This is a genomic window from Stenotrophomonas sp. BR163 (assembly GCF_047520985.2).
GTDB lineage: Bacteria > Pseudomonadota > Gammaproteobacteria > Xanthomonadales > Xanthomonadaceae > Stenotrophomonas > Stenotrophomonas sepilia.
In genome coordinates, this window is record NZ_JAXBRE020000004.1 from 246,404 (window position 1) to 258,689 (window position 12,286).

At 64.4% G+C, this 12,286-nt stretch carries 9 protein-coding genes and 2 tRNA genes; all 11 read left to right on the top strand.

The features are described 5' to 3' along the window. The 11 genes from nuoI to infB all read left to right on the top strand — a co-directional run bounded on the left by nuoI (position 1) and on the right by infB (position 12,215). The gene (gene nuoI, locus ACM0PY_RS05365) at positions 1-489 is read left to right on the top strand and encodes an NADH-quinone oxidoreductase subunit NuoI (RefSeq protein ID WP_005417924.1); all 489 of its coding nucleotides are present in this window, start codon (positions 1-3) and stop codon (positions 487-489) included. A 9-nt stretch (positions 490-498) separates the two neighbouring features. Next, the gene (locus tag ACM0PY_RS05370) at positions 499-1,155 is read left to right on the top strand and encodes an NADH-quinone oxidoreductase subunit J (RefSeq protein WP_005417923.1); all 657 of its coding nucleotides are present in this window, start codon (positions 499-501) and stop codon (positions 1,153-1,155) included. After that, a complete protein-coding gene (gene nuoK, locus ACM0PY_RS05375) occupies positions 1,152-1,457 on the top strand; it encodes an NADH-quinone oxidoreductase subunit NuoK (protein ID WP_005417921.1) in 306 nt (101 codons plus the stop codon). Before ACM0PY_RS05370 ends, nuoK begins: the two co-directional genes overlap by 4 nt. 7 nt (positions 1,458-1,464) lie before the next feature. Further along, entirely contained in the window at positions 1,465-3,630 is a 2,166-nt protein-coding gene (gene nuoL, locus ACM0PY_RS05380; RefSeq protein WP_134972444.1) for an NADH-quinone oxidoreductase subunit L, read from the top strand. A 23-nt stretch (positions 3,631-3,653) separates the two neighbouring features. Beyond that, entirely contained in the window at positions 3,654-5,162 is a 1,509-nt protein-coding gene (locus ACM0PY_RS05385; RefSeq protein ID WP_005410452.1) for an NADH-quinone oxidoreductase subunit M, read from the top strand. A 15-nt stretch (positions 5,163-5,177) separates the two neighbouring features. Continuing rightward, entirely contained in the window at positions 5,178-6,638 is a 1,461-nt protein-coding gene (gene nuoN, locus ACM0PY_RS05390; RefSeq protein ID WP_134972443.1) for an NADH-quinone oxidoreductase subunit NuoN, read from the top strand. 127 nt (positions 6,639-6,765) lie between these two features. Beyond that, positions 6,766-6,842, top strand: a tRNA-Met gene (locus tag ACM0PY_RS05395). 82 nt (positions 6,843-6,924) lie between these two features. After that, positions 6,925-7,001 (top strand) — tRNA-Met (locus ACM0PY_RS05400). Positions 7,002-7,367: 366 nt separating this feature from the next. Next, complete coding sequence (rimP, locus tag ACM0PY_RS05405; RefSeq protein ID WP_235646706.1) at positions 7,368-7,958, top strand: ribosome maturation factor RimP; 591 nt, start codon at positions 7,368-7,370, stop codon at positions 7,956-7,958. A 4-nt stretch (positions 7,959-7,962) separates the two neighbouring features. Further along, positions 7,963-9,474, top strand: a complete 1,512-nt coding sequence (gene nusA / locus ACM0PY_RS05410) for a transcription termination factor NusA (protein ID WP_005417911.1) — start codon at positions 7,963-7,965, stop codon at positions 9,472-9,474. Between the two features lie 92 nt (positions 9,475-9,566). Further along, on the top strand, positions 9,567-12,215 hold the full coding sequence (gene infB / locus ACM0PY_RS05415; protein ID WP_180884603.1) for a translation initiation factor IF-2: 2,649 nt from the start codon (positions 9,567-9,569) through the stop codon (positions 12,213-12,215). The last annotated feature ends 71 nt before the right edge of the window (positions 12,216-12,286 follow it).

Consider the following 12,286-nt stretch of genomic DNA (forward strand, 5'->3'; position numbering starts at 1 on the left):
ATGAACAGGATTACCCATTACTTCAAGAGCCTGCTGCTGCTCGAACTGCTGGCCGGCCTCTGGCTGACGCTGAAGTACAGCTTCAAGCCGAAGTACACGATGATGTACCCGATGGAGAAGTTCCCGCAGTCGCCGCGCTTCCGTGGCCTGCACGCCCTGCGCCGTTATCCCAACGGCGAAGAGCGCTGCATTGCCTGCAAGCTGTGTGAAGCGGTGTGCCCGGCGCTGGCCATCACCATCGACTCGGCCAAGCGCGAGGACGGCACCCGCCGCACCACCCGCTACGACATCGACCTGTTCAAGTGCATCTTCTGCGGCTTCTGCGAAGAAAGCTGCCCGGTGGACTCGATCGTCGAAACCCACATCCTCGAGTACCACTTCGAGAACCGTGGCGAAAACATCGTTACCAAGCCGCAGCTGCTGGCCCTTGGCGACCGTCTCGAGTCCGAGATCGCCGAGCGTCGTGCAGCCGATGCCGCTTACCGCTGAGGTCGAGAGATGGATTGGGTAAATATCGCTTTCTGGGTGTTCGCCATCGCGGCAACGGTTTCGGCCGGTGCGGTGATCAGCGTGCGCAACCCGGTTCACGCCGTGCTCTGCCTGGTGCTGACCTTCTTCTCCATTGCCTGCGTGTGGCTGCTGGTGGGCGCCGAGTTCCTCGGCGTGGCGCTGGTGCTGGTCTACGTTGGCGCGGTGATGGTGCTGTTCCTGTTCGTGGTGATGATGCTGGACATCGACCCCACCAAGCTGCGTGAGGGCTGGGTGCGCTACCTGCCGGTCGGCCTCATTGTCGCGGTGGCGATGCTGGCGCAGATGCTGATCCTGATCGGCGTCAAGGCACGCTCGGTCACGCCGTTCCCGGCCGACAACGCCGCTGCGGTCGCCGCCGACAGTTCCAACATCACCTGGCTGGCACGCACGCTGTTCACCGAGTACCTGCTGCCGTTCGAGTTCGCCGCCGTAATCCTGACCGTGGCCGTGGTTGCCGCCGTGATGCTGACCCTGCGCCGCCGTACCGGCGTCAAGAGCCAGAACCCGGGCGAGCAGACCATGGTCAAGGCCGGCCAGCGCCTGCGCATGGTCAAGATGGGTGCCGAAGCACCGGTCGTGCACAGCAACAGCAAGCCGGCCACCGGCGAGGAGACCCAGCCGTGATTACCCTTGGCCACATCCTTGCGCTTGGCGCGGTGCTGTTCGCCATCAGCCTGGCCGGCATCTTCCTCAACCGGAAGAACGTCATCGTCCTGCTGATGTCGATCGAACTGATGCTGCTGTCGGTGAACATCAACTTCGTCGGCTTCTCGCGCCAGCTGGGCGATCCGTCCGGCCAGCTGTTCGTGTTCTTCATCCTGACCGTCGCCGCCGCGGAAGCCGCCATCGGCCTGGCGATCCTGGTGACCCTGTTCCGTACCCGCCGCACGATCAATGTCGGCGAAGTCGATTCGTTGAAGGGCTGATCCACAGATGGAAATCACTCTCTCCAAGAGTCTGTTGATCGCAGTGGTGCTCGCACCGCTGTTCGGCAGCATCATCGCCGGCCTGTTCGGTCGCCAGGTCAAGCGCTTCGGCGCGCAGACCATCACCATCCTCGGCGTCGCGGTGGCCTGCGGCCTGTCGATGTACACGTTCTACCAGTTGATGTGGGGCGGCGCGCAGCCGTTCAACCAGAACATCTATACGTTCTTCGAAGTCGGCCAGTACTCGGCCCACGTCGGCTTCATGGTCGACAAGCTGACCGCGATGATGATGGTGGTGGTGACCTTCGTGTCGCTGCTGGTCCACATCTACACGATCGGCTACATGCAGGACGATCCGGGCTACCAGCGGTTCTTCAGCTACATCTCGCTGTTCACGTTCTCGATGCTCACCCTGGTGATGAGCAACAACTTCCTGCAGCTGTTCTTTGGCTGGGAAGCGGTGGGCCTGGTGTCGTACCTGCTGATCGGCTTCTGGTTCAAGCGCCCGACCGCGATCTTCGCCAACATGAAGGCGTTCCTGGTCAACCGCGTCGGCGACTTCGGCTTCCTGCTCGGCATCGCCGGCGTGCTGTGGGTGTTCGGCACCCTGGACTACTCGCAGGTGTTCTCGCAGGCCGGCATGCTGGCCGACCCGCGCGCCCAGCTGCAGATCTGGGACGGCACCCTCCTGGGCATGCAGCTGCTGAACGAGCCGGTGATCTGGTCGATCGCCACCGTCATCTGCATCTGCCTGTTCATCGGTGCCATGGGCAAGTCGGCCCAGGTCCCGCTGCACGTGTGGCTGCCCGACTCGATGGAAGGCCCGACCCCGATCTCGGCACTGATCCACGCCGCGACGATGGTGACCGCCGGCATCTTCATGGTCACCCGCATGTCGCCGCTGTTCGAGCTGTCGCAGACCGCGCTGAACTTCGTGCTGTTCATCGGTGCCACCACCGCCTTCTTCACCGGCCTGATCGGTATCGTGCAGAACGACATCAAGCGCGTCGTCGCGTACTCCACGCTGTCGCAGCTGGGCTACATGACGGTTGCACTGGGCGTGTCGGCCTACTCGGCAGCCGTGTTCCACCTGATGACCCACGCCTTCTTCAAGGCGCTGCTGTTCCTGGGTGCCGGCTCGGTCATCATTGCCATGCACCACGAGCAGGACATGCGCAAGATGGGTGGCCTGCGCAAGTACATGCCGATCACCTTCATCACCATGTGGATCGGTACGCTGGCACTGGTGGGTACGCCGTTCTTCTCCGGCTTCTACTCGAAGGACACCATCATCGAGGCCGCCGAGCTGCACGCGCACCTGTCCAACAACTGGGTGGCCACCTACGGCTACTGGGCAGTGCTGGGTGGCGTGATCGTCACCAGCTTCTACAGCTTCCGCCTGCTGTTCCTGACCTTCCACGGCAAGGAGCGTTTCCGCGACGTGCATCATGACGATCATGGTCACGGCCATGACGATCACCACGCCGCCGACGCCCACCACGGCGATGCGCATCACGATGACCACGGCCATGGCCACGGTCCGCATGAGCCGCACGAAACCCCGTGGGTGGTGACCCTGCCGCTGATCCTGCTGGCCATCCCGTCGATCGCCATCGGTTTCTTCAGCATCGGTCCGATGCTGTACGGCACCGACTGGGCCGGCCACCATGCCCACGATGCCATCAAGGGCCAGGCGCATACGTTCTTCACCGGAATCGTCGACTTCTACGATCCGGCCAAGAACACCATCGGCTTCCTGGGTGAGGAGTTCCACGGCCCGGTCGCCTTCGCGCTGCACGGCATGATGGCTCCGGCGTTCATGCTGACCGTTGCGGGCTTCCTGCTGGCCGCACTGTTCTACCTGTGGAAGCCGGACCTGTCGGGCAAGGCGCGCAAGACCTTCGCTCCGCTGGTGTCGGTGCTGGAAAACAAGTACGGCTTCGACAAGCTGTGGATCGATGGCTTTGCCGGTGGCAGCGTCAAGCTGGGCAAGGTCTCGCGCTGGATCGACAGCAACATCGTCGACGGCGTGGTCAATCTCTCGGCACGTGTTGTGGACGTTGCAGCCGGCGTGCTGCGTCGTACCCAATCCGGTTTCCTCTATCACTACGCCTTCGCGATGATCATCGGCCTGATTGCCCTGCTGGGCGTGCTGATGCATTACCTGCGTTGATGACCTGTACGGAATAAGAAGACGTGTCGAACTGGCCTCTACTCAGTGTCCTCATCTGGCTGCCGATCATCGGTGGCGCCCTGATCCTTGCGATCCGTGATGCGCAGACCGCCCGCTGGGCGTCGCTGGGCGTAGCGGTGCTGACGTTCGTGGCGAGCCTCTCGCTGCTGAGCGGCTACAACGCGGGCATCGACGGTCTGCAGTTCGTCGAGACCCATGCCTGGATCCCGGCGTACAAGATCGGCTACAACCTGGGCGTGGACGGCATTGCCGTGGCGCTGATCCTGCTGACTACCCTGGTCAGCGTGCTTGCCCTGATCGGCGCCTGGAGCGCCATCGACAAGCGCGTGAACCAGTACGTGGCGGCCTTCCTGATCCTGGAAGGCGTCACGGTCGGTATCTTCGCGGCGACGGACGCGATGCTGTTCTACGTGTTCTTCGAGGCGATGCTGATCCCGATGTTCCTGATCATCGGTGTCTGGGGCGGCCCGCGTCGCATCTACGCTGCGCTGAAGTTCTTCCTGTACACCTTCCTCGGCTCGGTGCTGATGCTGGTGGCGCTGATCTACCTGTACATGAAGGGCGGCAGCTTCCAGCTGGCCGACCTGTATGCACTGCCGCTGTCGGCCAAGGAACAGACCTGGATCTTCTTCGCGTTCCTGATCGCCTTCGCGGTCAAGGTGCCGATGTTCCCGGTCCATACCTGGCTGCCGGATGCCCACGTGGAAGCGCCGACCGCCGGTTCGGTGATCCTGGCGGCCATCGCCCTGAAGATCGGTGGCTATGGCTTCCTGCGCTTCAACCTGCCGATCGTCCCGGACGCTTCGCAGGAATGGGCCTGGCTGGTGATCGCGCTGTCGTTGATCGCGGTGATCTACGTTGGCCTGGTCGCCCTGGTGCAGGACGACATGAAGAAGCTGATCGCCTATTCGTCGATCGCGCACATGGGCTTCGTCACCCTGGGCACCTTCATTGCCCTGTGGCTGGTGCGTGAAGCCGGCAACGCCGATGCCGCCCGCCTGGGCCTGCAGGGCGCCATGGTGCAGATGATCTCGCACGGCTTTGTGTCCGGCGCGATGTTCTCCTGCGTCGGCGTGCTGTACGACCGCATGCACAGCCGCCGCATCGCCGATTACGGCGGCGTGGTCAACGTGATGCCGTGGTTCGCCACCTTCGCCATGCTGTTCTTCATGGCCAACGCGGGCCTGCCCGGTACCAGCGGTTTCGTCGGCGAGTTCATGGTCATCCTCTCGGCCTTCCAGCGTAATCCGTGGATCGCGCTGGGCGCGGCCACCACCCTGATCATCGGCGCCGCCTACACCCTGTGGCTGTACAAGCGCATCTTCTTCGGTGAAGTGGCCAACAGCCATGTTGCCGAACTGAAGGACATCAACGGCCGCGAATGGCTGGTGCTGGGCGTGTTCGCCATCGGCGTGCTGGCCCTGGGCATCTATCCCAAGCCGCTGACCGACCTGATGGAGCCCTCGATCGCGAAGCTGGCGATGCAGATCGCATCCAGCAAGCTGCTGTAATTCCAGGATTTGATGATGACCACCTCGCCGCTGCTGCCATTGACCGCCGCTGACCTGCCACCGCTCGCTCCCGAGCTGGTGCTGATCGGCAGCGCCTTCGCCCTGATGATCCTCGACCTGTTCGTCAGCAACCGGAACAAGATCGTCACCCACCTGTTCTCGCTCGCTGCGCTGGCCGTGGTGCTGTTCATGCTGGCCACCGGCGTGGGCGGGCAGGGCGAGGTCTTCCATGGCATGTTCGTGCGCGATACCGCCGCGGACGTGATGAAGACCGGGATCGTGCTGCTCAGCGGCCTGACCCTGGTCTATGGCTGGCGTTATCTGCGTGACCGCAACCTGTTCCAGGGCGAGATCCCGGTGCTGATCCTGTTCGGCACCGCCGGCATGATGATCCTGGTGTCGGCCGGCAGCCTGCTGATGGTCTACCTGGGCCTGGAACTGCTGGCGCTGTGCTCCTACGCCCTGGTCGCCAGCAACCGCGAAAACGGCCTGGCCTCGGAAGCGGCGATGAAGTACATCGTGCTCGGCTCGCTGGCCTCTGGCCTGCTGCTGTACGGCATGTCGCTGATCTACGGCGCTACCGGCAGCCTGCACCTGGACGCCATCCGTGACGCCATCCCGCACTCGGAAGAGCGCGTGCTGCTGATCACCGGTGCGGTGTTCATGATCGCCGGCGTCGCCTTCAAGCTGGGTGCGGCACCGTTCCACATGTGGCTGCCGGACGTGTACCAGGGTGCCCCGGCACCGATCGCGCTGTTCATCAGCTCGGCGCCGAAGCTGGCCGCCTTCGGCATGGCCTACCGCCTGCTGGAAATGGGCGTGGGCCCGCTGTCGACGGAACTGCAGCTGCTGATCGCCGGCCTGGCCGCAGTCTCGCTGGTCATCGGCAACCTGATGGCCATCGCGCAGAGCAATCTCAAGCGCATGCTGGCGTTCTCCACCGTTTCGCACATCGGCTTCCTGCTGATGGGCATCGCCGGTGGTGGCGCACAGGGCTATGCCGCTGCGCTGTTCTACGCACTGGCCTACGCCATCATGTCGACCGCCGCCTTCGGCGCGATCATCGCGCTGTCGCGTGCCGGCTTTGAAGCCGAGAACATCGAGGACTTCAAGGGCCTCAATGCCCGCAACCCGTGGATGGCAGGCCTGGTGCTGTGCATCATGGCGTCGCTGGCCGGCATCCCGCCGTTCCTGGGCTTCTGGACCAAGCTGGCGGTGCTGGGCGCGGCCGTCAACGGCGGCCTGCTGTGGCTGGCCATCCTGGGCGTGCTGTGCGCCGTGGTCGGCTGCTTCTACTACCTGCGCGTCATCAAGGTCATGTACTTCGATGAGCCGGTGGGCGAGGCCATGCCGCGCAACAACGACCGCGTGCTGGGTGTGGTGCTGGGCGTCAATGCCCTGGCGCTGCTGGCCCTGGGCCTGGCCTGGAACCCGATCATGGTCTGGTGCCAGCAGGCATTTGCGCATCTTGCATAAAAGTTGACACAAAGCTGCGCGATTCGTGTAATATGCGCAGCCTGAGTTGTCACTGCAGCGGTTCAGCCAGAACATCGTTGCGGTAGCCCTCCTCGAAAGAGCAGGGCAGCAGTTCAAGCACTTCCGGTGCGGGGTGGAGCAGTCTGGCAGCTCGTCGGGCTCATAACCCGAAGGTCGCAGGTTCAAATCCTGCCCCCGCTACCAACTTCGGATCGGCGCCAACCGGTTTGATGAATGAGGGAAAGCTTGCAGTTTTTGGAGCCATCGCTCATAATTCCGCTTCTGATGCGGGGTGGAGCAGTCTGGCAGCTCGTCGGGCTCATAACCCGAAGGTCGCAGGTTCAAATCCTGCCCCCGCTACCAAGTAAGGAGATCGCCTTCGAAGTCCCGCTTCGAGGGCGTTTTTCTTTGGGCGGGTTCCGTTCTTGCAGAGTCGAGCCATGCTCGACTTCCGGTATGGAAAAGGGATCTGACCCGGCCCCGCACCTTGCACCAGCGCGGTGCAGCCGCTATCATCAGCGGCCTAGCAGTACCCCTGAAGGCGGCCTCCCAGCGGGAGTCCGGACCCGGAAGGAGGGCCGCAACCGGCAGGCAATGCAGGTTGCAACCGGAATCCAGTCACCGGAGTCTTTCCGGAAAAGGGGCCCAACGGGCCCTTTGTCGTTTCCGGGGCGTCATGTTTCCACGCCGGCCAAGGCCGGCACCCAACCATAGAGATCAAGGCAGGCTGTGAGCGACAAGGCAACCGACATCGCGAATCTGCTCGCCCCGACCGTTGTGTCGCTGGGCCTGGAGCTGCTGGGCGTTGAGTATCTGCCGGCCCCCGGCGGTGCGACCCTGCGCCTTTACATCGACGTGCCGCTGGCTGAACAGCCCGAGCGCATCATCAATGTCGACGACTGCGAGCGGGTCAGCCGCGAAGTCTCGGCGCAGCTGGACGTCGAAGACCCGATCAGCGGCAATTACACGCTGGAAGTGTCCTCGCCGGGCGTGGACCGCCCGCTGTTCAACCTGGAGCAGTTCGGCCGCCACCAGGGTGAATCGGCCAAGGTCACGCTGAAGCTGCCGCAGGACAACCGTCGTCGCCTGCAGGGCCGCATCGAAGCGATCGACGAGGCCGCGGGCACCATCACCTTCGTCGTCGACAAGGCTGAAGTGGTCGTGTCGGCCGACAACATCGACAAGGCACGGATCATGCCCGACTGGGTGGCGCTGGGGCTGGCCCCGAGCAAGCCGACCGGTCCGGCACCGAAGCGTCCGAAGCCGAACACGAATTCTTCTTCCAACGAGCCGGCGGCAAAGAAGCCGCGCGCGGAGTGAGCCAATGAGCAAGGAACTGTTGCTGGTAGTCGACGCAGTCGCCAACGAGAAGGGCGTGCCGCGTGAAGTGATCTTCGATGCCATCGAGGCCGCCCTGGCCTCGGCAGCGAAGAAGCGCTATCCCGAGGAGGAAGTGCTGACCCGCGTGGTCATCGACCACAAGGATGGCAGCTACGAAACCTTCCGCCGCTGGGAAGTGGTGGCTGATGACGTGGTCATGGAATCCCCGGATCGCCAGATCCGCCTGATGGACGCCGTCGACGAGGCCGAAGGCGTCGAGGTTGGCGACTACATCGAAGAGCAGATCGAGAACCCGGACTTCGGCCGTATCGCTGCCCAGGCCGCCAAGCAGGTCATCGTCCAGCGCGTGCGCGAAGCCGAGCGCCAGCAGGTCGTGGATGCATGGAAGGATCGCGTGGGTGAGCTGATCACCGGTGTGGTCAAGCGCGCCGAGCGCGGCAACATCTACGTCGACCTCGGTGGCAATGCCGAAGGCTTCATTCCGAAGGACAAGGGCATTCCGCGCGACGTGCTGCGTGCCGGCGACCGCGTGCGCGGCTACCTGGCCGAAGTGCGCTCGGAGCCGCGTGGCCCGCAGCTGTTCATCAGCCGCGCCGCGCCGGAGTTCATGATCGAGCTGTTCAAGCTGGAAGTGCCGGAAGTCGGCCAGGGCCTGGTGGAAATCAAGGCCTGCGCCCGCGATCCGGGCGACCGCGCCAAGATCGCCGTGCTGGCCCACGACCAGCGCACCGATCCGATCGGTGCCTGCATCGGCATGCGCGGTTCGCGCGTGCAGGCCGTGTCCAACGAGCTCAATGGCGAGCGCGTGGACATCGTGCTGTGGAACGACAACCCGGCCAACTTCGTCATCAACGCGATGGCTCCGGCCGAAGTGCAGTCGATCATCGTCGATGAGGACAAGCACTCGATGGACCTGGCCGTTGCCGAAGACCGCCTGGCCCAGGCGATCGGCAAGGGCGGCCAGAACGTGCGCCTGGCCAGCCGCCTGACCGGCTGGCAGCTCAACGTGATGACCCAGGACCAGGTCACTGCCAAGTCGGAGGCCGAGCAGGCTGCCGCCCGCCAGCTGTTCATGGACAAACTGGAAGTGGACGAGGAAATCGCCGGCATCCTGGTCAGCGAAGGCTTCGGCACCGTCGAGGAAATCGCATATGTCCCGGTCGGCGAACTGCTGGCCGTGGAAGGTTTCGACGAGGACATCGTCGAAGAGCTGCGCGCTCGTGCCCGCGATGCGCTGCTCAATGAGGCCCTGGCAGTCGAGGAAGGCCTTGAAGACGGCCAGCCGGCGCAGGACCTGCTGTCCCTGAAGGGCATGGACGAAGCCACCGCATATGCGCTGGCCGGCCACGGCGTGCGTACCAGCGAGGACCTGTCCGACCTGGCCGCCGACGAGGTCATGGACTTCGGCATCGAAGGACTGGATCAGGCGCGCGCCGCTGCGCTGATCCTGGCCGCCCGTGCCGAGGAGATCGCCCGACTGGAACGCGGCGAATGAGCCGGCAATGAACAGGGCCCTGAGCCGCTCAGGGCGTAGAATCCGCGCCACCTCCAGATGCGGGGGGGCGCCCACAAGATCATAGGATCCGAATGTCGCAGCAAACCACCATCCGCAAGCTTGCCGAACTGGTCAACACGCCGGTCGAAAAACTGCTGGAACAGCTGGCCGGTGCCGGCATGAAGTTCAGCGGTCCCGACCAGGTCGTGACCAGCTCCGAGAAGGTAAAGCTCCTGGGCTTCCTTCGTCGTTCGCACGGCAAGCCCGAGCAGGCCCCGGAAGAGACCGATCAGTCTGCAAAGAAGATCACGCTCAACCGCCGGAAGCAGCAGGAAGTGACGGTCAATTCCGGTCGCAGCAAGACGACCGTGAATGTCGAGGTGCGCCAGAAGCGTACCTACGTCAAGGATGGTGCTCGCGCCATGACGCCGGACGAAGAGCGCGCCGACATCCTGCGCAAGCTGGAAGAGTCGCGTGCGCGCAACCTCGCCGAACAGCAGGCCCTGGCCGAGAAGGATCGTCTGCGCGACGAGGCCATCGTCCGTGCCCGTGAGGAAGAGGCTGCCGCCAAGGAACGCGCCGAGGCCGAGAAGAAGGCCGCCGAGGAAGCTGCGGCTGCGGCCAAGGCGGCCGAGGCACTGGCCGCCAGCAAGCCCAAGCGTGCTCCGATCGACGAAACCGCGCCGCGCCCGCCGCGCGCCCCGGCCGCCGCCCCGGCTGCGCCGCGTGGTGCTCCGCCGCCGCCGCCGCGCAACGACGAGCGCAACAACCGCAGCGCGCCGCGCAACGAGCGTGGCCCGGGCGACCGCTTCGCCGGCCAGATGCACCTGTCGGCCGCCGACCGTGCGCGTCGTGGCAACAGCAACAACAGCAATTCGCGTGGACGTCCGGGTGGCCGCAACCAGTCCGGTGGCCGTCGCGACATGTCGCGTGGTGGCAACAATGCCGGTCCGCACGCGTTCGAACGCCCGACCGCACCGGTCGTGCGTGAAGTCGCGATCGGCGAGACCATCACCGTGGCCGACCTGGCGCAGAAGCTCGCGCTGAAGGGCGGCGAGGTGGTGAAGGCGCTGTTCAAGATGGGCGTGATGGCGACCATCACCCAGTCCATCGACCACGACACCGCTGCGCTGGTGACCGAAGAACTCGGCCACAAGGCGATCCGTGCCAACGACAACGATGCCGAAGACGCGCTGCTTGCTTCGACCGGTGAAAACCAGGGCGAAGCCGTGCAGCGCCCGCCGGTGGTCACCATCATGGGTCACGTCGACCACGGCAAGACCTCGCTGCTGGACTACATCCGCCGCACCAAGGTTGCCCACGGCGAAGCCGGCGGCATCACCCAGCATATCGGTGCCTATCACGTCGAAACGCCCAAGGGCGTCATCAGCTTCCTGGATACCCCGGGCCACGCCGCGTTCACCTCGATGCGTGCCCGCGGCGCCAAGCTGACCGACATCGTGGTGCTGGTGGTTGCTGCCGACGACGGCGTCATGCCGCAGACCAAGGAAGCGATCCAGCACGCCCGTTCGGCGGGTGTGCCGCTGATCGTGGCGATCAACAAGATCGACAAGTCCGGTGCCGATCCGATGCGGGTCAAGAACGAGCTGCTCTCCGAGCAGGTCGTGGCCGAAGAGTTCGGTGGTGACATCCAGATGGTGGAGATCTCGGCCAAGACCGGCCTGGGCATCGACGACCTGCTGGACGCGGTGTCGGTGCAGGCCGAACTGCTGGAACTGAAGGCCGTCGACGAAGGCCGCGCCTCGGGCGTGGTGATCGAATCGTCGCTGGACAAGGGCCGCGGCCCGGTCGCTACGGTGCTGGTGCAGCAGGGCCGCCTGAAGAAGGGCGACTACCTGGTGTGCGGTATCCAGTACGGCCGCGTGCGTGCGCTGTTCGACGAAACCGGCAAGCAGCCGGAGTTCGCCGGCCCGTCGATCCCGGTGCAGGTCCTGGGCCTGTCCGGTGTGCCGGAAGCCGGAGACGACTTCGTGGTGGTCGAGGACGAGCGCCTGGCCAAGGATGTTGCGCAGCAGCGTGAGACCAAGCGCCGTGAGTCGCGCCTGGTCGCCACCGCTGGCAGCCGCATGGAAGACATCATGGCGACCCTGGGCAAGGGCGAGGGCCAGCAGGTCCTCAACCTGGTCATCAAGGCCGACGTGCAGGGTTCGGTGCAGGCCCTGAGCCAGGCACTGGTCGCGCTGTCCAACGACGACATCCGCATCAACGTGATCCACTCCGGCGTCGGCGGCATCACCGAATCGGACGCCAACTCGGCGGCTGCTTCGAAGGCCACCGTCATCGGCTTCAACGTGCGTGCGGATGCTTCGGCCCGCCGCATCATTGAATCCAACGGCGTCGACCTGCGTTACTTCTCGATCATCTATGACGTGATCGATCAGGTGAAGCAGGTGGCATCCGGTCTGCTGGGCGTGGAGATCCGCGAAGAGATCATCGGTATCGCCGAGGTCCGCGACGTCTTCCGCAGCTCCAAGCTGGGCGCCGTTGCCGGCTCGATGGTCATCGAGGGCGTGGTCAAGCGCAACAAGCCGATCCGCGTGCTGCGCGACAGCGTGGTGATCTTCGAGGGCGAGCTGGAATCGCTGCGTCGCTTCAAGGAGAACGTCGAGGAAGTCCGCAACGGTACCGAATGCGGTATCGCGGTGAAGGCCTACAACGACGTCAAGCCAGGCGACCAGATCGAGTGCTTCGAGCGTATCGAAGTGCCGCGCACCCTGTAATTCTGCAAGGTGGCCCGACCAACGGTCGGGCCCTACCATGTACCTGTAGCGGGGGGGCGGGGGGGGGGGGG